Source organism: Vibrio sp. 1078-1, from assembly GCF_033340475.1.
Genome location: NZ_JAWOWM010000001.1, coordinates 166,879 through 189,233, shown reverse-complemented (window position 1 = coordinate 189,233; position 22,355 = coordinate 166,879). Strand labels below are relative to the sequence as shown.

Genomic DNA, 22,355 nt, shown 5'->3' with positions numbered 1-22,355 from the left:
AAATAAGAACAAATATTATTTCTATTTGCAATATTAATTTTATGCTCTATATTTATTTACCCTAAAAACACAACTAACAACAAAAAAAACCAAATATCATAACAATAAATACTAAAACTTCTGCCCTCCGTCTCGAGAGAGGCACATTGGAAGACGACCGTGAGCGACTTTATCAACGTTAGAAGAAAATGTTAGAAAATTAGGAAAGCTCATGAAATCTACGATGATTATCGTAAGTCATGTCGTTAACGATGCAGTCACTCACGGCTTTGTGCCTGCAGCTAAAGCGATGGACCTTCACGTCGTTCTTATCACCGACCATAAGCTCAGCCATTTAGAGTTGGCGAGTCATGATAGTCACTTTAATCCGGATACCATTCTAGAATGTGATGTCTTCAACCCATTAGAACTCATCGAAACCATCACGGAGCATGAATTAAAGCCAGACGCTATTTTCAGCAATAGTGATCACTTACAAACTTCCACCGCCATCTGCGCGCAATTTTTTGGCCTCCCATCCAAAGATTGGTCTGTCACGTTAAAGGCCAAAAACAAACACTTAACTCGACAAGTGTTAAATGAAAAATCCTTACCCAACACACAAAGCTGTTTGCTGCATCGCCATTCGAATGTGGCATTAGGCATGGCCTTCCCTGTCGTAGCAAAACCCAAAGAAGGCGTGGCGAGTTTAGATGTACAGCGCTGTGACTCCCAAAGCGAGCTCGATGCTTACTCCGAGGCGTTTTGGCAAAAGCACCCAAACGCCGCCATTCTGGTGGAGCAGTTTCTTCAAGGACCGTTGGTTACGCTCGAAACTTTAGGAGACGGTAACCAACTTATCGCCGTGGGCGGTTTTGATGTGTCGCTCTCTGAGCCGCCTTACTTTATCGAAACCGCCGCAGACTGGAACGGACCAAACGGCATTGCTCACCGAGAAGCTTGCTTGGCTCAACTTAAAGCGTTCGGCGTTGGTTTTGGAGTTTGCCACAGCGAATTTATCATTACGGAAAATGGCCCGGTTCTGGTGGAAATTAACTACCGCAGTATTGGAGATGGCCGCGAATTCTTGCTCAACAATCTCGCTCACTTCGGTTGGTTTAGCACAATTTTGGGTCTGCATTTGGGCCGAAGATTGGCCGGCGATTACCAAATTCATGGGTCAGCGCACGTGCACTATGTGGTTGCGGAGCACAGTGGTGTGATTGACGGAGGTTCGACGTCGTTCATCCAACACGATGACGATATCATCACCCAGCAACAGGTACTAAAAACCGCTGGAGAACACTTCCAACAGAGTTATTCCAATAAGGATTATCTCGCCCGAATTTCGATTGTCTCACCATCAGGGCGAAACCTCGACCAAGCGCTGCAGAACGCGCTTAGCAATTTCGATCTAGCTCCGACTCGTGAGGTGGCAGCATGAACGACAACGCTTTGTATCTAACGCAACGATTGATCGACACTTGCTTACGCGAAGACATGTTTGGCATTTTGTCAAAAGCCAAGTTCAGTAGCGACGCGCCAAAAGAGGGAATTGTTCCTCAAGGCGAGCAAGTCTGGCTGATATTTGCCAACTCTGATTTCACGTTGTATTTACCCGTTGCGCCAACGTATTACATGCAGCACTGGCGCTACGGTCACGCCAATGACGAAACACCACAAGGTTGGTGGGTGGAGAAAAATGGCCAAGTCGAACATCAACAACATTACAAAGAGTGGATTGCACTACTAACGACACTGGCGCATGACAGCTCTCACGAATTGTTGGCGGGATACCTTCAAGAACTAGAATGTGCAGAGCAACACAAAGCGCTGTGTGACCAAGCGTTTCATCATCACGCAGACCACATTTCTCAACCAATATCCGAGCTTGGTTCTTGGCATCAAAAACTGCTGCTAGCCGACCAGATCGCTTCTTACCTTGACCATCCGTACTATCCAACTGCGCGGGCGAAGTTTGGTCTGAGCGATGAAGACCTTGCTAAGTACGCGCCCGAGTTTGCACCAAGCTTTGCTCTGCATTGGATTGCGATTGAAAAATCACTGGTGACATTAACCAGCGAACAACCTGATTGCTGGCCAACCATGGAGCAAGTTGGGCTTCCTGCTGATTTTGCACTGAGCCACGTACTGTTCCCTGCGCATCCGCTCACCCTGCGATCTTTAGAAGCCTTACCCGAAGGTATGATAGAAGCGCCTTTAACGTATCTAGACGTGACGCCGACGCTTTCCGTTCGTACGGTGGTCGTCAACGACGCACCGCACATTCACATCAAAGTTCCGCTGATCATGCGATCGCTAGGCACGAAAAACATTCGCTTAATCAAGCCTTCAACACTGTATGACGGCCACTGGTTTGAACGCCTACTCAGCCACCTTGAACAAACGGACGCAGACTTAAACAGTCGCTTGTTCCATTGCAACGAAAAACACGGTGGACACGTCGGCGAGGATAAAACCTTCGCGTACATCGTACGTGAGTACCCACTTATTCATTGCGAAGACAAAGCGCTAGTTCCGGTTGCCGCACTGGCAAGCCCAATGCCTGACGACCGCTTGTTCTTAGAACACTTGGCAGAGCAGTACTATCAACAAGATACGCTGGCGTGGTTCAAAGATTACGTCGACCTATTATGCCAAGTACACCTTACCTTGTGGCTTCGTTATGGCATTGCATTGGAGTCCAACCAGCAAAACGCCATCATTGCATTTGATCAACAGGGCAAAATGACGCTCGCGATGAAAGACAACGACGCAGCGCGAATTTGGCCAGAGCGCTTCCACTTTGCAACAGAGCATGCTGCCCAAAAACACGGCGCAAAACTACTTCCAGTGGATTGCGATGAACTGCTCGATCAACGCATCAAAGTCGACAATGAATTGGCGCTCGGTCAGATGTTTACCACCATCACATTACAACTGGATATCGCAGCGATTGTAGAAGCCATGGCAGCGAAGGGCATTGCCTCTTCAGCATCGCTTTACGCCATCGTGGCCAAAAGCATTTCAGAACAACTCAACCGATTAGAAGGCGAAGGGTTAGAGACGAAACTGGCACGCGAGTTACTGCAAGAGGCGCCTGATTTGTACGCCAAGTACTTGTTGAGCTCTGGCAGTTTGCTCTCGAAAGAAGCCTCCGGCGCGAGCGACATCAATAAGTTCTATGGTTTGTCGGCCCCGAACTTCTTACTGCTTTCTAGCGAAGAAGCGCAACGCGCCTACATAGAAGCCATCAAAAAAAGCGTACGTTAACGATTATGACCAAACTCATCTACAGTGTGTTGTTGTGCCACTTTATCGCTGCGTTTGCCGCGTTAGGTATGCCGCTATTTCTACCCGTCGTGTTGCCAACGTTAGGCGCAAGCATTGATGCGGACTGGGCAGGGGTATTGTTTATCCTACCTACGTTTTGTACTGCGTTGGCGGCGCGATTTTGGGGCAACTTTGCCGATCGCTACGGTCGCCGCCGCTCACTCTTGCGTGCGCAACTTGGCCTTGCAGCAGGGTTTGCGCTGTGCGGCTTGGCAGACAACCTCGCCATGTTTGTGTTTGGTCTTATTGTTCAAGGAACCTTTGGCGGCACCATGGCCGCCTCGAACAGCTACTTATCTAGTCAAATTAAAGAAGCCAAAACACTCGGCAAGTCACTCAATAAAACCCAACTATCTGCTCGCTTGGCGCTGATCGTTGCGCCTATTGGGCTCGGCTGGAGCTTGTCAGAGACCAACCCGCTCAACGCGTACCTTTGGTTATGCGTTTTGCCTTTGATTGCGATGGGCATCACGCTAACACTGCCTGCGGATAAACCTGCCGAACGAAACCTCGAAAAGCCAAACTCAGAACCTCAGCAAGAAAAACCGGTTGCACAGAAAAACGCAATGCATGCCATTCGTTGGATCTTCTTTGCTCAATTCGGGTTTGCGTTTTCTATGGTGGTGACCTTTCCTTATTTCTCGCCGTTTGTGCAGCAATATGGCATCACTAACCACGCATGGATCGGTTTTTTGTACGCACTGCCGCATGGCGTCTATCTGTTGCTGGCAGGAAAAATTCACGTGTTGTCAGATGGGTTGAATCGCCATCAACCGCTGCGCACGTTGTGGCTTGGGTTTGCATTGCTTGCCGTGAGCTCTGCCTTGCATTTGATTGCGTCCGAAACCGCACTCATTGCTGCGAGAATTATCTTCGGCATCGCGATGGTGTGTTGTTATCACGGATTGCATCAGCATCTTGCGAGCAATCTGGATCGCAAACTCAGTGGCAAAGTATTTTCTCGCTTTGATGCCATGTCCAAATGGGGTGGCGTGGCAGCGGGATTTTGCGCTTCTTTCATTTCTAGCTTGGGGCTACTTGAGGTTCCTTTCCTACTTTCTGCGATAGTCAGCGTAATCACCTTGATCGCGCTGGTTCTCCACTCAAAATTTGGAAATCAACATGTTACAAACTCAATACTCTCAGACTAGCGAGTTACGCGCGCATGAGGTGCAGCTCAATCGTGAGAAAGCCCAACTCAACACGATAATGGGTGTTCTTAATTGTTACTTACGAGAATTTGCGCTACCGAATCAACAAGTAGAATGGCACTACCAATCGACATCGCTACCCCAAACGTTAAAACGCAACTATTCCGCAAAACAACGGGTAGCCGTTCATCTGTCTCAACAAAATGGCGTATTGGTTTTGCCGATTCACTACGCGAGCAAACTGGGCAAAATCAAATTGGCAGAACTGCCTTGGGCGAAAATGCCGGGATCTAGTTGGGCGAAATTGGATGCCACGCAAACTCTTACGCTTTTGCTTAACTATCTCAAGCAGGTGTTGGCGATCCCATTTAACCATGAGCTGATCGAACAACTGGAAAATAGCGTGCTGGTTACCGAGCAGTTTCTCAACGTCGCGCCCAAATCGCATCACAACGAGTTTATCGCTTCGGAACAGTCTCTGATTTGGGGGCATACTTTCCATCCGACCCCAAAAAGTCGTTCGGGCGTCACCATGGATGATCTCTTGGCGTTTTCTCCAGAAGTCGGCGCGCAAGTCCCGTTGTACTGGTTTGAAGTGGATACGTCCTTACTTGATGTGCTGAGTTCCGACGGAGAAGCTAACCCTGCGCAACGCATGCTACAACAGCTCGCGCCACAACACGCCACCAGCGATGGGAAGACCCTCTACCCTTGTCATCCTTGGGAAAGCTACACCATTTTGAGTAACCCAAGCGTGAAGCGTGCCATTGAACAAGGCAAGATCACGCCACTGGGTTTAGGTGGTGAAAAGATGCAGCCGACCTCTTCAGTTCGTACTCTCTACCACCCTGACATGGACTGGTTTGCGAAATTCTCCATCAACGTACGATTAACCAATTGCGTGCGCAAAAACGCGTGGTACGAACTCGACAGCGCCGTGCAACTCACGTCGATTCTCAAACCAATTAGAGAAAACGAACAGCTGCACAACCCCGTATTTAAAGTGATGACAGAGCCTTACGCCACCACGTTGAATCTAGAAAGTGTCGCTGAGCACAACTGGGACGACAACACCAAAGCACGCGAATCGTTTGGGATTTTGTATCGCGAAAATTTCTCGCTGAGCGAAGTCGACATCTTGAAACCAACCCTCGCTGGCGCTCTGTTTGCTTACGACAATAACGGCAACAGTTGCATTGCTCAACGCCTTAAAAACAAAGCGCGTCCTACGCAAAATCGCTATTCCGACATCGCGACACTTTGGTTTGAACGCTATTTGCATTGCCTGATCCCGGGCGTATTTAATTACTACTTCAAACACGGGGTGGCGTTTGAGCCGCATTTGCAAAACACCCTGATTGGCTTTGAGCAAGAGATGCCGTGTTGTGTTTGGATTCGTGATTTGGAAGGCACTAAATTACTGCCGGAGTTCTGGCCAGCAGAAACATTAACTGACTTGTCTGAACGCGCACGACAATCGGTTTACTACAGTCGCGAACAAGGCTGGAATCGCATCGGATACTGCACCTTTATCAACAACATCAGCGAAGCGATTTTCTTCATCGCAGAAGGTGATGAGCCACTAGAGCAAACGCTGTGGAATGCGGTGCAAAGTGCCATTGTGCATTGGCAATCAGTGAATGGAAAACAACCGGAACTAGAAACGTTGCTAAATGGCGGTCACTTCCCAAGCAAAAATAATTTCACCACGCGTTTGATGCAAAAAGCCGATAAGGAGTCGGGCTATACCCAAGTCGCCGCGCCTTGGCAGCAACACGAAAAAGGATCGCAACATGTCTAATTCACTCTCTCTACCGACACGCGTTTGCCAACAAGTTCACACGCTCGCACAGCAGCAAAGTCAACCCTTGTGCGCGTACGTGTATGACCTAAGCGCCTTAGAAGAACACATCAAACAACTGCGTCACGTTTTGCCGAAAAATGTCGAGCTATTTTACGCAGCTAAAGCCAATCCATCGGGCCCGATTCTCAAAACGCTCGCGCCGTATGTCGATGGTTTTGAAGCGGCATCTGGCGGGGAGTTGGCACACCTCCACCAGCAACAACTCGATAAACCATTGATCTTCGGTGGCCCAGGAAAAATGCCAAGTGAATTGCAACAAGCGATTGAACTTGATGTCGATGCGATTCACGTCGAAAGCCTCACTGAGCTGCAACGCATTGGTGCGCTAACCGAGCGCCTCAACCGCCCTGCTTCGATCTTTTTGCGTATGAACATCGATATTGGCGACATCACGCTCAGCAAGTTGGCAATGGGCGGCAAGCCGACTCCGTTTGGCTTGGACGAGTCCGAACTGAGCAATGCTTTGATGTTGCTGCGCGATTTCCCGCAAGTGTCACTCAAAGGCTTCCATTTTCACTTGATGTCGCATCAGCTTGATGTTGAACGCCACTTAGCGTTAATGCAGCGCTATTTCCAAGTCGTGAAGGCGTGGCAGCAGGAGTTCGAACTCGGTGAGCTGATGATCAACTTGGGCGGCGGCATGGGCATCAACTACCAAAACCCTGAGCAACACTTTCCGTGGATGGAGTTTTGCGACAAGTTGGAATTCCTCATCGCTAAAGAGCAAGTGCAAGATTGGACACTGCGTTTTGAATGCGGACGTTTCATCACGGCGGCATGCGGTTATTACGTGATGGAAGTACTGGATATTAAGCAAAATCTTGGCGAAAACTTTGTCATCGCACGCGGGGGAACTCACCACTTCCGCACGCCAGCGGCGCAGAGCCATGATCATCCATTCGTCATCCTGAAAAGCGAGCAACACCACGAGATTTCTCACCCAATTCAGCATGCACAAGCAACTTTTGTCGGCCAGCTTTGTACGCCCAAAGATGTGCTGGCACGCAATCAACACGTCGCCCACGTCGATATTGGTGATTATGTTGTGTTTACCTTAGCGGGCGCCTATGCGTGGAACATCTCCCATCAAAACTTCTTGATGCATGAACCGCCGATCTTCCACTATTTCTAAACGGCATACTTCGCTTTACTCAAGCCCCAATCATTGGGGCTTTTTTATTCCACTCGGCACAAATTCATTGCCATTAACCGCTTTGCGAAATAGCAATAATGCGTTTTATCAGCTCGTCGGGTTCCATTTTGGGATTGCGGTAAAAACGGAAGATTTCCGAGTTTATCGCCTGCTGAGCAACCGGATTGACCGCCATCGAATCAATCATACTCGGCACAGCGAGGTTGTGCTTAACGCCGTAGTGAAAGTCTTGATATGACTGGACCTGACACGGATTAAAATCGCTGATGTCGATATCGGTGCGTACCGGAATCGAGCCTTTTATCTTATTGAACTTAGCTTGAAACTCGACGTCTGCTAGCGCGCTTGCGGTTTGCTGAGCCGCCTCGGCAGAAAACGACTTGCTCGACATAAACACCAAACTGTCCATGTTGTAGAGGAATACACCATCGCTGTCAGGCGTTGGGTAACAGCCGACCTCTTGCGGAACCGAGACTTGATTGGCGAGCAGCTCACCCAAAATCCAATCACCGCCGATTTGAAACAGCGCTTGACCGTCGGCTAACGCTTGGGTAGCGGTATCCCACTTACTGTCGGGTAATTGGTTGTCGATCAACAAACTGAGGCGACGAAATTGCGTCAACGCTTGGCGCAGGGTGTCGCTGTCGATGCTGTCGCGTTCTAGTTTGACCATCGCATTGGTGTAGAACTCAACGCCGCCAGTGGAGATCACTAAGTTCTCGAAAAGTTGGGCGACTTGCCACGGCTGCTCACCGACCGCGATCGGTACAATGCCATTTTGCTTCGCAAGCTCCATGGCGGCGAACATCTCTTGCCAGTTTTTCGGCGCGGATAGATTCAGTTGTTTAAGCAGCTTGTGGTTGACCCACAGCCAGTTCAAACGGTGCAGCGTAAGTGGCAGGGCGATGTAGCCGTTTTGTGTTTTGTTGATTTCAATAGATAGCGGGTAGAGCACCTCGTCCCAGCGCTGCTCATCGGCAACTGCGTTGACGTTGTGCAAAATACCGATGGCATCCCATGCTTTAATACTTGGCCCTTCGATTTGCGCGAAGCTTGGTGGATTGCCCGCCAGCGCGCGAGCTTGCAGTACCGTCATCGCACTGTCTCCACCACCGCCTAACACCGGGCTTTGCAGCAGCTCTATATCGTGCTGTTTTAGCTGAGCTTTAAGTGTTTGCAGCGCTTGCTGCTCGCCGTCAGAAGTCCACCAATGTAAAAACTCTACCCCTTGTGGCGACTCAGCGTGAGCGACGCAAGGGGCGAGCAACAGTGGGAACAAGAATGCCAGTTTGTTCATAGTCAGTCTCTCGGGAAAGTCAGCGTGGCGCAGAGGCCGCCAAACTGAGAATGGCTCAGCAACAAGTTGCCGCCATGAGCCTTTGCAATACTCTGTGAAATGGTTAATCCTAGCCCACTGCCTTCTTTATCGTTGCTAGCGCGGAAGTATGGCTGGCAGAGCTTTTCAAGTAATGAATCGTCAACACCGCCACCGTGATCTTCAATTTCAATCTGGATCGACTCTGGGCTTTCAATCAGCGTAATGTCCGCTTGATGGCCGTATTTGAGCGCGTTATCGACCAGATTCTGAATGCAGCGCTTAATCGCTAACGGTTTACCAGCAAAGTGGGTGCGGATTTCGCCGTGGATGCGAATCGTGTCCGGCGCATCGGCGACATTGGCGGAAATGTGCTGAATCAGTTGGGTGAAATTGATCGGCTCGATTTCCTCGTGGATATCGGTCTCTTTAATGCATTGCAATGCGCCTTTGACCATCAAGTCTAGGTCGTTACTCAGGCGGATAAAGCGTTCTCGGTCGGCGTCGTCATCCAGCATTTCCGCTCGTAGTTTTAGGCAGGCAATTGGTGTTTTCAGATCGTGGGAGATGGCGCTGAACAGCATCTCGCGGTCTTTAATGTGGCTGTCGATGCGTCGGTTCATTTTGTTAAACGCACGGACCGCCGCTTTCAGTTCGTTGCTGCCGCGCTCAGAGACTTCGGGCACGTCTAATCGGCTCGACATCAGGGTTGCGGCTTTTGCCAGCTCTCGAATGGGTTGAATTTCTTTGCGAACGATAAACCAGGTACACAGCAACAGCATTAGCGCGGACACCAATAGCGTCAGCCATTGGCGCAGCTCAAAATAGTTAGTCTCTAGGTTGATGTAAGGCGCGGGTAGCACCGCCGCGAGATAAAACCATTCGTTCTGTGCGACTTCGACCTGCATCACCAGAATCGGTGGATTGAGGTCACCAAACGAAAGCGAATAATGCGCCCACAATAGTGGCAGTTCATCGATAGGTAGCTCGTTGTTGAACACTTTGAGTTTGTCGCGCTGGGTGAACTCCACCTCGATATTAGGAATGCCGCTCAGCTCGCTTTCTAATACCTCGCGAACTTGGTTGATGACCAACGTTTTGCGTTCGCTCTCTGGCAGTGGGTCGACCTCAATCTGGTGATTATTGAGTGAGACGAAAAAGCGCGTGCCGCCCATATTGCGTAGTTGATTGAGCACCAAGTGGCGGTATTCCGAAGGGAGGGTTTGAAAGAAAGCGATGGTGGAAGAAGCGCTCAGTGCTAAGCTTTTGACCGTGGTGGTCAGGCCTTCTTTATCGCGTTCGCTGGCGTGTTGATACCAGATAATCCCGGATAATACCTGCGCCAGAATGATCACCAGTAACAAGAACACACTGGTGCGAACGACCAGTGATCCCGTCCAGCGTTTAATTCTCATAATGCACGTCCGTGGTCAGCATGTAGCCTTTGTTGCGCACCGTTAGGATCAGCGAGCGGTCTTTATCTTCAAGGTGATGACGCAAGCGGCTGATCTGCACGTCAATGCCGCGTTCAAACGGGTCGGCATCACGTCCCCAGATCTCGCGCGCAATGTCATCGCGAGACAATATTGATTGCGCGTGGTTGACGAACAAACCGAGCAGCGACAAATCCGCGCCACTCAGTTGCTTAACTTCGCGGCTAGCGACGTGGGTCAGTTGCCGGGTTACGGTATCTAACAACCAATCGTCAAAACGCACTTTACGCGTCAGTTTGCTATTGGCGGTCGATTGGCTGCGTCTCAGAATCGTTTTGATGCGCGCGAGCAGTTCTCGCGGGCTGAATGATTTGGTGATGTAGTCGTCAGCGCCCATTTCTAGTCCTGCGACTCGGTCGGCTTCTTCTGTGACGGCGGTCAGCATGATGATCGGGATATCGGAATTTTTGCGCAGTTTCTGGCACAAGGTAAAGCCGTCTTCACCGGGCATCATAATATCGAGGATGATTAAATCAGGATGGTGATCGTTGAGCAGTTGCCACATCACGCCGCCGTTTTCCGCGCAAAGCACTTCAAACCCTGCGCGGCCAAGGTAATCCGACAACGCTTCGCGAAGGTCGAGGTTGTCATCGACGACCAGTATCTGCTTGTTTTCCATCCTACTTTCCCTGTGTCCGTCCCTGTGCCTGCCCCTGAGTTTGGCGCTGGCCAATATGATGCATTCTTAAACGCCCATGCACAATCGAGCCGATTGCAATTTTCACTTCTCGGTGTAAGAGATTTGTAAGCGGCCACTTACAAACTGATTGCCTTTTGTAACCTTAGGCGCCGCCTTGCTCGCTATGATCATCCTGACCTTACGTGAAACAACATGACCTGAAGGAATCAGGTCCTACAACACTGGCATTCGTCAGGAGGAAACCATGTTTGCAAGTATATTTGGACAACTACAAAAAATAGGGCGGTCGTTGATGCTGCCTGTGGCGGTGTTACCGGTGGCTGGCTTGATGCTGGGTATTGGTAACGCGGGTTTTGCGTTTATTCCAGACGCGGTCAACAAAGTGATGCTCGCCGCCGGTGAAGGCGTGTTCGGCAACATGCAGTTGATGTTTGCGGTCGGTGTGGCGCTCGGGTTATCAAAAGGCAATGACGGTGCGGCTGCGCTCGCAGGCTTAGTTGGCCTAATTATTATGAACGCATCGCTCGGTATCGTGACTGGCCTGCGCGGCCTAGAAACTGACGCCACGATCATGGGCGTTGAGACGCTGCAAACCGGGGTGTTTGGCGGCATCTTTATCGGTGCGGTGGCGGCAATCATGTACAACCGCTTCTACAACATCAAACTGCCGGAATATTTGGGCTTCTTCGCGGGTAAGCGATTTGTGCCCATTGTCACCGGTCTATCGGCGATCGTCGTTGGTGCGATTCTCGCGTTTGCATGGCCACCTGTCGGACAACTTCTTGATGCATTCTCTCATTGGGCAGCGTACCAAAACCCTGTACTCGCGTGGGCGGTTTACGGCGCGGGCGAACGTTCACTACTCCCGGTTGGTTTGCACCACATCTGGAATGCGCCGTTCTTCTTTGAAGTCGGCAGCTATGTAGACCCAGAAACCGGCAAAGAGTTTACCGGTGAGCTCACTCGCTTCTTCGCGGGCGATAAAACCGCAGGTTATCTGTCTGGTGGCTTTATGTACTCCATGTGGGCGCTACCAGCAGCGGCATTGGCGATTTACCACTGCGCGTCTCCTGAGCGTAAGAAAATCGTCGGCGGTTTGATGATGTCTGCGGCGTTGACCTCTTGGTTAACTGGTATCACAGAGCCAATCGAATTTACCTTCCTATTCGTCGCGCCAGTGCTGTACGTGATCCATATTTTCCTAACTGGTATTGCGTTTGCGATCACCGCATTTTTGGAAATCAAACACAGTACTGACTTTGCGCACGGCGCGATCCAGTTCTTCCTTTACTACCCAATGTCGAGCAACGCGTGGATGTTCATCATCATCGGTCCAATCTGGGCGACGCTCTACTACGGCTTGTTCCGCTTCCTAATTGTGAAGTTGGATCTGAAAACGCCGGGTCGTGAAACCGACATTGCAGAAGTGAAGATTACCGGAGAGCCTGATGAAATTGCGGTGGATGTAGTAGCTGCATTGGGCGGCAAAGCCAATATTAAGTCAGTCGATGCGTGTATCACTCGTCTGCGTGTCTCGGTGAAAGACATCGCTAACGTTGATGTTGCTAAGCTAAAAGCACTTGGCGCGCGAGATGTTTTAGTGATTGGCGACAGTTTACAAGCGATTTTTGGTACGCAGTCTGACTCAATTAAGTCAGAAGTGCACAGCGTACTCGCCACCTCCTGATCTTACCTCCCCCAATCTAGGTAAGATTTGCCAACCTCCTTGTGAGGTTGGCTTTTTCGTTTTCGGAGTAAAAAAAGCGAAGCCAATAACCAGCCCTACTTCGCCGCCGCGTTGGTTAAATTGCCCAGCACGCCGCTGATTTTGTTCAATGCCTCGTCACAGCCTTCAATATGATGGCGCTGCTTTAAATACATAGGATCGTTATAAGCTAACCACGTTTTGCCTTCATCATCTTCATACACCAACACTTTTTGGGGTAAATCGAGCGCCACTTCCTGCGCACAGATCATCAGTGGCGTGCCTACTTTAGGGTTTCCAAACACGATAACTTCGGTTGGTCGCAACGTCATATCGACTTTCGTGGCATTCTCTTGATGGTTAATGCGCGCAAAGACGTTCAACCCTTTTTCTTGCGCGATAGCGACAAATTTATCCGCCGTATTTTTTGCTGAATGCGTGCTCGCAACGGTTACCACACCCTCCCCAGCCAATGCACTCAATGACGTCAACGCCACGACCAACCCAATGATTACTTTTTTCATTTGTCGTCCCTTCCTCTCTCTGAGTCGAAAACTAGATATAGAAAAACCAAGTGTAGGAAAACTATAGAAGTCAGATTCCGCTATCGCGAATTGCACTCTACCCACTCAAGAGTCGACCGTGTAACACGGATAAATTGATTCAGATTAATAAAGCATTAACTAGCCGAGCATCAAAAGCGTGAAATACGTAACATTTGCAGCCTATTTTAGTAAGAAAGAGAAAAGTAGTGACACGCGATCAATTTGAGTTATTAGCACCCGGTGGTGATTTAGATTCCATCAAAGCCGCCATTGCCGCTGGCGCCGATGCAATTTACTGTGGGCTCGACCGCTTCAATGCTCGTAACCGAGCGACCAACCTCACCTTAGATAACTTAAATGGCGTGTTAACGTTGGCCCATCAGCACAGCTGTAAGATTTTCCTAACATTGAATGTGCTGATTTTAGAAAGTGAAATTCCAGCGATTGTTCGCTTGCTCAGCCAACTGAACACCACCAAAATCGATGGCGTGATCGTACAAGATCTCGGTCTGGCCTACATTCTCAAACATCACTTTCCCGATTTGGATGTGCACGCTTCAACGCAACTGAACACGCATAACGAAGGCCAAATCCTCTTTCTCAACCAGCTCACCGCAAGCCGAGTAAACTTATCTCGCGAACTTAACATCAGTGAGATAAAACATCTGGCGCAATTTGGTCGCGAGAACAACGTAATGATGGAAGTGTTTGTCCACGGCTCATACTGCATCGGATTCTCCGGAATTTGCTACATCAGTTCCGCTCGCAATGGCGCATCAGGTAACCGTGGACGCTGTAGCCAACCTTGTCGCGAACAGTACGAAACGACCAAAACAGGCAACAACTACCCACTCAATATGAAAGACAACTCCGCCTTTGGGGACTTGGAAGCGCTTGCCGATGCTGGCGTGTATTCATTAAAAGTGGAAGGGCGAATCAAGAAATCGCACTACGTCTATACCGTGGTCGACAATTGGCGCCAGCAAATCGATCGCTTGTGCGAGGGTTTGGAACTCTCTGAAGACACCACAGAGTTATACACGGTGTTCAACCGTGATTTCTCCAACGCATTTTTGCAAGGTGATTTCGGCAAGGCGATGTACATCGACAACCCGCGCGACCATGCTGTAAAGCATTTTTCGAAGGTTTACCAATGCCAGTCTGCTGATGATGTACAAGCGGTGAAAAAGAAACTCTACGATGACAAAACCGCGATCATTGAGAAAGTGGCAGAGCAAACTAAGTCGTTCGATGTCACTTCAACACAAGTATCCGGCAGCAGCTTGAAAGGGTCGATTGATGTACCAACTCTGCCAACGTTACCTCAACCAGAACCTCGCCAAGGTGCGCCAAAACTATCGGTTCTGATCTCGTCAGCACAAGAAGCCATGCTGTGCGAATACCACGACATTGATGTTTACTATCAATTGCCAATGGGATTGTCTGGTGAACTGAGCGCGATGATTGAATTGTTCCAAGCCAACCCAATGCTCAAACCTTGGTTCCCTGCCATTTTGATTGGCGAAGACTACCACGCCGCTCGTGTATTTTTGGAAACCATCCAACCTGAATTGTTGATCACCAACAACTCAGGCGTCGGCATGCTCGCAAAAGAGCTCGGCTTAGGCTGGGTGGCAGGCCCACAAATGAACACGGTGAACTCATACGCGTTTAAATGCCTTCAAGACGAGTTCGCGGCAAGTGGCGCGTTTGTTTCTAACGAGCTGAATATGAAGCAGATGCGTCACATAAAGCGCCCGAAAAACATGCGCTGCTTCTACAGCATTTATCATCCAAATACCCTACTCACGAGCCGCCAATGTTTGTTCCAACAAACCGAAGGATGCCGCAAGATTAAGGTCAACAAAGGTTGTTTGAAACGCTGTGATAAACGTACGTCTATCATCAACTTAAAAGACAATCCGTATGTGGTGCAAAAACAAAAAGGCAGTCACAATTCAATCTACAGCGAGTACAACGTCTTAAACCTGCAAGTGCTGCACGATCTGCCGCAATTGTGTACTGATGTGTTGATCGATCTGCGTGATATCCAGACCGAAACGAAAGTCTCAGCAAGCAAACCTGAGTTGATTGACGCGTTCTTAGCTCTACTTGAAGATCACAGTGAACAAGCCGTCCAAACGCTGAATGACATGATTCAACCAACAGCCAACGCGCAGTATTTGAAGGGGTTGTAGGCGGTACTTGAAAGTTAAACAACGCATCGACTCTCAACATATCTTGAACACACACAGTGCACTGACTACAATAGCGCACTTTTTACGGAATTTAGGTCACAAACATGACAGATACAGCTAAACCAGCTCTACCAGATCGCCTAGCGGGTAACCCACGTAGCCCATTCTTCATCAAAGAATGCTTCGAGCACCAAATCGGTATTCGTATCAACGGCCAAGAGCGTACTGACGTAGAAGAATACTGCATCAGCGAAGGTTGGGTAAAAATTGCTTCTCCTAAAGCAAAAGACCGTTTCGGTAACCCAATGCTAATCAAGCTTAAAGGCGAAGTTGAAGCTTACTACGTGTAAGCTGACTACGCTGAATGTATTTGAAAGCTCGAGTCTGACTCGGGCTTTTTTAATGCCTGTCATATCCCTTCCTCATTTAATCTCTTCCCTCTTCTTTTCAGTACAAGTTATTAAGAAATCGATGTAAATCGCTGTTTTTATCTGATTGTTGTCTAAAGTTTCTAGAGAACTAACTGCAATAGCGATTGCCAAAAGAAACGACACCTTTTGAATACAGGGAGAGGAAATGGAAAGCCCACTTGTCACACTCAAACACGCCAGCAAAAGCTTTGTTGATGGTAAAGAGACACATCGCGTGTTGGAAGGCGTCGACTTCACGTTGAACACAGGAGCGAGTGTTGCGCTGACGGGCGAAAGTGGCAGCGGCAAAAGTACTTTGCTCAATGTCATCGCTGGCTTTGAGCCGCTTTCCGATGGTGAGTTGTGGTTAGATGGCGATAACACGGCGGCTTGGAAAGACCCACAATGGAGCCGATTTCGACATCAAAAACTCGGTGTTATCTTCCAGCAATTCAATCTATTAACGCCGCTCAACGTGCAGCAAAACATCGCCTTCCCTCTGCATTTGAATCAACAGAAATGGAACGACTGGTGCGATTATTTGGTCGAGACTCTAGGTATCAGCCAACTTCTCGACAGGCATGTTTCTACCCTTTCCGGTGGTCAACAACAACGAGTCGCTATTGCGCGCGCCTTAGCACACAAACCTAAACTGCTACTTGCTGATGAACCCACAGGTAACCTTGACCAAAAAGCAGGGTTAGAAGTGATGAAACTGCTGAGTGAAATCACCACCCAAGGCAATACCGCCGTGCTCTTGGTGACCCACAGCCATGAATGCGCTGAATTTATGAAAGCACGGCTGCGATTGGATAACAGTCAGCTACAGAACAGCCATCAAGTAAACAAACATGAGCTTCACCATGAAGCAAACTAAGCCATCAAACAACAGATTCACTCATACTCGACTCGCCCTGAATCTGTTTGAAGCGCACTATCGGCAGGCGCCACTGCAAGCCGCCGCAATTCTGATCGGTATCGTGCTGGCCGTGACCTTGTTTGTTGCGGTGCAAGCCATCAACCTCAATGCCAAGCGCAGTTATGCTGAGTCTACCGAGCAGCTCAGCGCACAAGCTCAGAACTTAATTATTCCACCAGCAGGGCAAAACTATCTGCCTGAATCGCTCTACTTCGCCCTTAGACAAAACGGACTCAGTGCAGCACTATCGGTAATCGAAGGGCGAGTGAGAGATGAACAAGGGCGTCGCTGGTCAGTGCAAGGTAGCGAGTTGATTGCCGCCATCTCATCACGTTCGCGCTATTCTTCAGAAAACCAACCGAACGTCTCTTTGTTCGACAGTGCTTTGCCTTTGCCTGAGCTTTTAGCCGGCAAGCCAATCGTGATGATGAGCCAATCTCAACATCAAAACTTAGGGGAAGTAGAAACCCTAACTCTGGATGACATTCCAACCCAAGTGGTGGTGCTACCAGACGAATGGCAGTTAGGTAGCCGGATGTTGATGGACATTGGCTTTGCCCAGCAACTGCTCAATAAACAAGGTCAGCTCAGTTACATTGCAGTTTTCCATTCGGGTGATAAAGGGAATAAAGGCACGCAAGCAAATTGGCAGAAGCTGATTGGCGATCAAGGGCAATGGATTTCCAACAATCAAAGCACAGACCTTGGCTCACTGACCGACAGCTTTCATCTCAATCTCACCGCAATGAGCTTACTCGCCTTTTTAGTCGGGCTGTTCATTGCCTACAACGGCGTAAAATACAGCTTGCTGAAACGCAATCGGCTGTTGGTGCAGATTCAACAGGCGGGTGTTGCGCCGAGCATTGTGTTCTCTGCGCTGTTAGTTGAACTCACTCTTCTCGTTACCATCGGCGCTTCCCTCGGTTTTGTATTGGGCATGCAGCTTAGCCATTGGTTGCATCCGACCGTGGCACTGACTTTAGAACAACTTTATGGCGCGACACTGCTGCCCGGCACTTGGCAGTGGCAATGGTGGGCGCAAGCCCTGCTGCTCACGTTAGCCGCCACCCTATTGGCATGTTGGCAGCACTTTAAACAACGAGTGCGCCAACCGCTCTCCTCTCATGGCGGATTTTATCAAGCACCGGAAGCCTCTAACGAAAACCAATTGTTCGTGATAGGTGCTGCGTTGACGGCTTTCGCACTTGCAGGGTTATGGCTGAGTGAGCATCATCGCTTTACCATGGCGTGGCTCGGCGTACTTGTGGTGTCGATACCTTTGTATCTACCCAAAACACTCAGCGTGTTAGCCAATTGGTGTGAGAAGCGCACCACTTCCGGTTTGATGCAGTATCTGTTTGCTGAGCTGCGTGAGCTGATTTCTCCGCTTTCTCTCGCCATGATGGCGCTGTTACTCGCCGTTACAGCCAATATGGGGATGAACACCTTAGTGGGCAGCTTTGAATCCACCCTAAAACAGTGGTTAGAACAAAGGTTGCACGCCGATATTTACGTCAGCCCTGCCCAAGGGGAAATCGCAGATGTAGAGCGCGCATTAGGGCAGTTCGACAAGGTTGAGACCGTCTACAAGCAATACTACGTCGACGATAACCTGAAAGGCTTACCGATTTTGCTTGGCACCAAAGACAAAGACACCTTAGAGCAAACCATGGTGTTCAAATCGCATTTGGAGAACTTCTGGCCACGCTTTTACCAAGGTGAGTTAGTCGCTATCAGTGAGCCAACCGCGGTCAAACTGGGTTTATCACTGGGTAGCGAGCTCACGCTTGATGCCGTTCCAAATAAGAACCTACTTGTGGGTGCGATATTCCACGATTACGGCTCACCCAATGGTGAAGTGTTATTAGCACCAAAGTTATGGAAAGAGAGCGGATTTACCGACCTGCCGACAAGCCTTGGCATAAAAGTCTCGGGGGACCCACAAATCGTCTACGAGCAACTGCGCGATCAATTGAATCTACATCCAAGTCAGCTCTACGATCAGGCGCAAATCAAATCCATCGCTTTGGATATATTCTCGCAGACCTTCGCCATTACGCGCGCGCTCAACGGCGTGACGTTGATGGTCGCGGTGATTGGTTTGTTCAGTGCTTGCTTCATGTTGCTCGACGCACGCAAAGCCGCCATTGCAAGGCTGTACGCACTTGGTGTTAGTCGTCGTAAATTAATGACCATGGTGGTCGGACAGATCGTCGCTTTGGTCAGTTTTACTCTGGTTATCGCCCTGCCCCTCGGAGCAATGGTGGGTTATGTGCTGACAGACATCGTCACCTTACGCGCTTTTGGTTGGAGCTTAAATTATCTGTGGAATTGGAGTGACGCCCTCAGTATTGCGGCGATCACCATCTTGGTGGCGGTGATTGCAACCTTGATTCCGCTGTGGCGATTGGTCAGCAAGCCTGTCGTATCCAGTTTGCAAAGCGAGGTGTTGTGATGGTTCGATTAGCAAGCACACTTACTCTATTCATGAGCAGTCTGTTCCTGTTCGGTTGTGAAGATCCCCAACAACAAAATATGGGCACTTTGCTGGGCAGTGGAGATATGCAAAGCGAGAGCAACCTATTCACACCCGTAGAAAAAGGGGTTGAACTCACCTTTCCTACCGATCATCAAGCACACCCGGATTTTCGTCATGAATGGTGGTACTTAACCGCTAACTTAATTGATGAAGACGGCAATCCACTTGGCGTTCAATGGACACAATTTCGCTTTGCTGCTGCGCAGCCAACAGGCGAAGATGACGTAAAGAAAACCGAATGGCAAGCTCAACAAATCTACATGGCGCACAGCGCAGTCACGACCGCGGACAAACACTACGCCGATGAAAAATGGTCACGTGACCAAGCCTCTCTAGCTGGCGTCGACACTTCACCATTTCGAGTTTATCTCGATGATTGGCAGTGGACTTCTTCAACCACCGATCTCTTCCCTGCCACATTGAATGCAAACTCCGAACAATTTGGCTATTCGCTGACGCTTAACAGCCACGTGCCTTATCAAAAGCAAGGCGAACAAGGTTACAGCACCAAAAGTGCCGATGGCCGTGTGGCTTCCTATTACTACAGCCAACCGTTTATTGATGTCTCCGGTGAAGTCACGATCGATGGCAAAACCCATCAAGTATCCGGCAAAGGTTGGATAGACCGAGAGTGGAGCTCGCAATTCTTACTCGACTCACAACAAGGCTGGGACTGGTTTGCCCTAAGGTTGAGTGATGACACCAGCTTGGTAGTGTTCCAATTGCGGGATTCCAAAACCGGAGCAGCCAGTTACTCCAGTGCAAGGCTGATGCAGCAAGATGGTTCTGGCATCGCTATTTCTCAAAAAGACATTCAGTTAAAGGCGACTAAGCAAACAGAAATCCAAGGGCGAAAGTATCCAACCGAGTGGCAAGTATCGATTCCAAATCAGCAAATTGAGCTTACCGTTTCCGCTCTCAACCCGAACGCGAAAATGCCGCTTTCTGTGCCTTATTGGGAAGGCCCAGTGCGTATTGAGGGCTCTCATTCTGGGACAGGTTATATGGAACTAACGGGGTATTGAAATATTGCGCGGGAGCCCCAATTATTCTGCTAGAACAAATACTGGCAACCAAGTCATACACTGATTGAAAGGAAATATGATGAACCCAATTATCGCCTTGCTGAAAGAGAACAACATCAGCGATGAACAGATCAACGAAATCTTCCAGACTCTGACGCAAAACCCTCTAGCGGCAATGGCAACAATCAGCCAACTAGGTTTGCCACAAGACAAGCTACAAATGCTGATGGCACAAGTGATGCAAAACCCTGCGCTAATCAAAGAAGCCGTAGACGAGTTGGGATTGGATTTCTCAAAGGTTGAAGAAGCAAAAGAGAAGCTTCAAAGCCAAAACCAAGGCAACTAAGTCTTAGCCATTTAGCGCTGAATATAGAAAAGGCCGTTAACCCGAGCATATGGGTTAACGGCCTTTTTTGTTGGCTACGTTGTTGTTAGCTAATTTTTGTCGGTTAATGATCAGCGATTTAAAGACGCGAATTGCTCTGCTGTCATGCCGTAGTAAAGTTTATCGTCAAAGCCTTGCTCTCGTTTGTAGTAGTCTTTCTGACGGCCTTCTTGAGTAAAACCGTTTTTCTCTAACGTCTTGTAAGAACCTGCATTAGAAGCGTAGCAATCGGCACTGACTTTATGGGCGTTTAGCTCAGTAAAGCCAATCTCGGTCATCATTTGACAAGCGCGAGTCGCAACGCCTTTCCCCCATGCGCAAGTAGGTAACTGATAACCCACTTCGTAGTTGCCAGTTAAGAACATCACTGCGGTCACCGCACACATTCCCATGTACTGACCTTGCTGGTCACGAATCACGAACGTTGGGCTATCTGGCCAAACACCGTCTTTAATCGCTTGTGCTGTATTTTCAATAATAGGGTCAAAGAAGCCTTCATATAGGTTGTTGTCAGCAGGTGCGAAGAACAGATATTGATTGACCTTATCGTCGTTCAACATCTCGATAATATCTTGTAGATCAGAGCCTTGAATCAGTTGGATAGTCAACGATTCGTTAAATGGGATGGCTTCGCCTTGTTTTAGTTTTTGATATGACATGTGTTACCTCGTTATCTGCTGAAAATAGTAGCCCAGCGGATAAGAGAAAAATTGGATTTTTGCGACAACTTTCGGGCTGATTAGCAATGTATTACGACTCAAAATCGCCAGAGATATCGATGGTTAAGTCGCGCTTTTTCAAGTATTTGCTTGGCGTTTTTCTTAGCTGCTGTTTGAGGGTACGAATCAAATGCGATTGGTCACTGAAACCAAATTGTTGTGAGAAACTCGCCCAATCAATCGCTTCTTGTTTGTAGAGGGTCAAAATCATCTGCTCCAGACGTGCCATTTGTTGATACTGCTTAACGCTCAGCCCCACCACTTGCTTGAAACTGCGCTCAAGCGTTCTGCGAGAACAGGCGCATTGTTTGGCTATCTCATCAATATCCATCGCTAGCTCAGGTGAGCGTAGCGCTTGAGCGTCCATCACGGATACCGCTTTTTGCGATGCCAAAAACGGTTTGGTGCAACAAGGTTCGATATCTAACGCATCTAGATGTTGTTTGATGTAGTTCAGCAAACATTGCGGTGAATCTTGCAACTCTAGCTGCCATAACCCTTGTTGAAAGCACACATCAAACGCCGCGTTGAGCCAATCAAACCAATCGCATTGGTTAATTGCTGCTACTTGGGATGCATCACTAAACCGTGATTCAATGGCATACAGACCCTCTGGACGAAAGGTGATACCAATACGCTTGATGGGAGCCGTATCTTCCAACAACAGCAAATGCTCGTTAGCCGTTAATAAATGGCAGCCTTTGCCAGCAAGCTTTGTGTCTCCCGTGTCGTAGCTGTAGCCTTGCACTGGTGGCGTAAAGAGTAAATGAGCACGCGGGTTTGGAATAAGGTGCGGCTTGGGGTCAATGACTTCACCCTCTGGCACTTCCAAGTACCAAATTTGATGAATGAGCCATTCGTACTCTGGCAGAGACTGTTTCCAAGCTATCATGATTGTCCTAGCGGTTAGTAAAGATAATAAGCGCAACGTTTTTGCTTAAACATCTGCTCGTTGAGTGTGACTGATTGACGCTCATCTCGC

The 22,355-nt window shown here is 49.0% G+C and carries 18 protein-coding genes; 12 read left to right on the top strand and 6 right to left on the bottom strand.

The window, feature by feature from the left end; translation table 11 throughout:
• The first annotated feature begins 211 nt into the window (after window positions 1–211).
• Genes R7190_RS00890 through R7190_RS00870 form a run of 5 tightly spaced genes read left to right on the top strand, consistent with a single transcriptional unit; the run spans window position 212 to window position 7,459 of the window.
• Window positions 212–1,423: an ATP-grasp domain-containing protein gene (locus tag R7190_RS00890; protein ID WP_053307985.1), complete on the top strand. Its 1,212-nt coding sequence runs from the start codon at window positions 212–214 to the stop codon at window positions 1,421–1,423.
• Window positions 1,420–3,252 carry an IucA/IucC family protein gene (locus tag R7190_RS00885; protein ID WP_064369566.1) on the top strand — a complete coding sequence of 611 codons (1,833 nt, stop codon included), beginning with the start codon at window positions 1,420–1,422 and terminating at the stop codon, window positions 3,250–3,252. Before R7190_RS00890 ends, R7190_RS00885 begins: the two co-directional genes overlap by 4 nt.
• A gap of 5 nt (window positions 3,253–3,257) precedes the next feature.
• Window positions 3,258–4,463, top strand: coding sequence for an MFS transporter (locus tag R7190_RS00880; protein ID WP_064369565.1), 1,206 nt, complete (start codon window positions 3,258–3,260; stop codon window positions 4,461–4,463).
• Complete coding sequence (locus R7190_RS00875) at window positions 4,435–6,264, top strand: IucA/IucC family protein (protein ID WP_104976381.1); 1,830 nt, start codon at window positions 4,435–4,437, stop codon at window positions 6,262–6,264. The genes R7190_RS00880 and R7190_RS00875 overlap by 29 nt, the downstream gene beginning before the upstream one ends.
• Window positions 6,257–7,459 (top strand): type III PLP-dependent enzyme, encoded by a 1,203-nt coding sequence (locus R7190_RS00870; RefSeq protein ID WP_104976380.1) that lies wholly within the window; start codon window positions 6,257–6,259, stop codon window positions 7,457–7,459. Before R7190_RS00875 ends, R7190_RS00870 begins: the two co-directional genes overlap by 8 nt.
• A gap of 73 nt (window positions 7,460–7,532) precedes the next feature.
• Here R7190_RS00870 and R7190_RS00865 read toward each other — a convergent pair whose 3' ends face one another.
• From R7190_RS00865 to R7190_RS00855, 3 genes are read right to left on the bottom strand one after another with little or no spacing between them, the layout of a single operon-like run.
• Window positions 7,533–8,777, bottom strand: coding sequence for an ABC transporter substrate-binding protein (locus tag R7190_RS00865; protein WP_176311369.1), 1,245 nt, complete (start codon window positions 8,775–8,777; stop codon window positions 7,533–7,535).
• 2 nt (window positions 8,778–8,779) lie between these two features.
• On the bottom strand, window positions 8,780–10,210 hold the full coding sequence (locus tag R7190_RS00860; RefSeq protein ID WP_176311370.1) for an ATP-binding protein: 1,431 nt from the start codon (window positions 10,208–10,210) through the stop codon (window positions 8,780–8,782).
• Entirely contained in the window at window positions 10,200–10,907 is a 708-nt protein-coding gene (locus R7190_RS00855) for a response regulator (RefSeq protein ID WP_005383484.1), read from the bottom strand. Before R7190_RS00855 ends, R7190_RS00860 begins: the two co-directional genes overlap by 11 nt.
• Before the next feature lie 265 nt (window positions 10,908–11,172).
• Here R7190_RS00855 and ptsG point away from each other — a divergent pair, with 265 nt between their 5' ends.
• Complete coding sequence (gene ptsG / locus R7190_RS00850) at window positions 11,173–12,615, top strand: glucose-specific PTS transporter subunit IIBC (RefSeq protein WP_140096864.1); 1,443 nt, start codon at window positions 11,173–11,175, stop codon at window positions 12,613–12,615.
• A 95-nt stretch (window positions 12,616–12,710) separates the two neighbouring features.
• Here ptsG and R7190_RS00845 read toward each other — a convergent pair whose 3' ends face one another.
• Window positions 12,711–13,157 (bottom strand): DUF302 domain-containing protein, encoded by a 447-nt coding sequence (locus R7190_RS00845; RefSeq protein ID WP_025551121.1) that lies wholly within the window; start codon window positions 13,155–13,157, stop codon window positions 12,711–12,713.
• A 227-nt stretch (window positions 13,158–13,384) separates the two neighbouring features.
• Between R7190_RS00845 and R7190_RS00840 the strand changes: the two genes are divergently transcribed.
• The 6 genes from R7190_RS00840 (at window position 13,385) to R7190_RS00815 (ending at window position 20,615) form a co-directional block, all read left to right on the top strand.
• Window positions 13,385–15,376 (top strand): U32 family peptidase, encoded by a 1,992-nt coding sequence (locus R7190_RS00840; protein WP_186585585.1) that lies wholly within the window; start codon window positions 13,385–13,387, stop codon window positions 15,374–15,376.
• Window positions 15,377–15,480: 104 nt separating this feature from the next.
• Window positions 15,481–15,726 (top strand): DUF3297 family protein, encoded by a 246-nt coding sequence (locus R7190_RS00835; protein WP_005374689.1) that lies wholly within the window; start codon window positions 15,481–15,483, stop codon window positions 15,724–15,726.
• A gap of 226 nt (window positions 15,727–15,952) precedes the next feature.
• Window positions 15,953–16,663, top strand: a complete 711-nt coding sequence (locus R7190_RS00830) for an ABC transporter ATP-binding protein (RefSeq protein ID WP_158155559.1) — start codon at window positions 15,953–15,955, stop codon at window positions 16,661–16,663.
• Window positions 16,650–19,160, top strand: a complete 2,511-nt coding sequence (locus tag R7190_RS00825; RefSeq protein ID WP_213986385.1) for an ABC transporter permease — start codon at window positions 16,650–16,652, stop codon at window positions 19,158–19,160. The genes R7190_RS00830 and R7190_RS00825 overlap by 14 nt, the downstream gene beginning before the upstream one ends.
• On the top strand, window positions 19,160–20,269 hold the full coding sequence (locus tag R7190_RS00820) for a lipocalin-like domain-containing protein (protein ID WP_186585583.1): 1,110 nt from the start codon (window positions 19,160–19,162) through the stop codon (window positions 20,267–20,269). Before R7190_RS00825 ends, R7190_RS00820 begins: the two co-directional genes overlap by 1 nt.
• 79 nt (window positions 20,270–20,348) lie before the next feature.
• Window positions 20,349–20,615: a DUF2999 family protein gene (locus tag R7190_RS00815; RefSeq protein WP_004746427.1), complete on the top strand. Its 267-nt coding sequence runs from the start codon at window positions 20,349–20,351 to the stop codon at window positions 20,613–20,615.
• A 110-nt stretch (window positions 20,616–20,725) separates the two neighbouring features.
• On the opposite strand, the gene R7190_RS00810 is transcribed toward R7190_RS00815, so the two are convergent.
• Together R7190_RS00810 and R7190_RS00805 are read right to left on the bottom strand one after the other, a co-directional pair.
• Window positions 20,726–21,313, bottom strand: coding sequence for a GNAT family N-acetyltransferase (locus R7190_RS00810; protein WP_186585582.1), 588 nt, complete (start codon window positions 21,311–21,313; stop codon window positions 20,726–20,728).
• Between the two features lie 91 nt (window positions 21,314–21,404).
• The gene (locus tag R7190_RS00805) at window positions 21,405–22,265 is read right to left on the bottom strand and encodes a helix-turn-helix domain-containing protein (protein WP_186585581.1); all 861 of its coding nucleotides are present in this window, start codon (window positions 22,263–22,265) and stop codon (window positions 21,405–21,407) included.
• Window positions 22,266–22,355: the final 90 nt, after the last annotated feature.

Bases quoted from the DNA above. Each gene is read 5' to 3' on its own strand.
- R7190_RS00810 (WP_186585582.1), bottom strand. From the start codon at position 21,313: ATGTCATATCAAAAACTAAAACAAGGCGAAGCCATCCCATTTAACGAA.
- R7190_RS00880 (WP_064369565.1), top strand. From the start codon at position 3,258: ATGACCAAACTCATCTACAGTGTGTTGTTGTGCCACTTTATCGCTGCG.
- ptsG (WP_140096864.1), top strand. From the start codon at position 11,173: ATGTTTGCAAGTATATTTGGACAACTACAAAAAATAGGGCGGTCGTTG.
- R7190_RS00825 (WP_213986385.1), top strand. From the start codon at position 16,650: ATGAAGCAAACTAAGCCATCAAACAACAGATTCACTCATACTCGACTC.
- R7190_RS00815 (WP_004746427.1), top strand. From the start codon at position 20,349: ATGAACCCAATTATCGCCTTGCTGAAAGAGAACAACATCAGCGATGAA.
- R7190_RS00855 (WP_005383484.1), bottom strand. From the start codon at position 10,907: ATGGAAAACAAGCAGATACTGGTCGTCGATGACAACCTCGACCTTCGC.
- R7190_RS00885 (WP_064369566.1), top strand. From the start codon at position 1,420: ATGAACGACAACGCTTTGTATCTAACGCAACGATTGATCGACACTTGC.
- R7190_RS00860 (WP_176311370.1), bottom strand. From the start codon at position 10,210: ATGAGAATTAAACGCTGGACGGGATCACTGGTCGTTCGCACCAGTGTG.
- R7190_RS00890 (WP_053307985.1), top strand. From the start codon at position 212: ATGAAATCTACGATGATTATCGTAAGTCATGTCGTTAACGATGCAGTC.
- R7190_RS00845 (WP_025551121.1), bottom strand. From the start codon at position 13,157: ATGAAAAAAGTAATCATTGGGTTGGTCGTGGCGTTGACGTCATTGAGT.
- R7190_RS00835 (WP_005374689.1), top strand. From the start codon at position 15,481: ATGACAGATACAGCTAAACCAGCTCTACCAGATCGCCTAGCGGGTAAC.
- R7190_RS00805 (WP_186585581.1), bottom strand. From the start codon at position 22,265: ATGATAGCTTGGAAACAGTCTCTGCCAGAGTACGAATGGCTCATTCAT.
- R7190_RS00820 (WP_186585583.1), top strand. From the start codon at position 19,160: ATGGTTCGATTAGCAAGCACACTTACTCTATTCATGAGCAGTCTGTTC.
- R7190_RS00870 (WP_104976380.1), top strand. From the start codon at position 6,257: ATGTCTAATTCACTCTCTCTACCGACACGCGTTTGCCAACAAGTTCAC.
- R7190_RS00865 (WP_176311369.1), bottom strand. From the start codon at position 8,777: ATGAACAAACTGGCATTCTTGTTCCCACTGTTGCTCGCCCCTTGCGTC.
- R7190_RS00875 (WP_104976381.1), top strand. From the start codon at position 4,435: ATGTTACAAACTCAATACTCTCAGACTAGCGAGTTACGCGCGCATGAG.
- R7190_RS00830 (WP_158155559.1), top strand. From the start codon at position 15,953: ATGGAAAGCCCACTTGTCACACTCAAACACGCCAGCAAAAGCTTTGTT.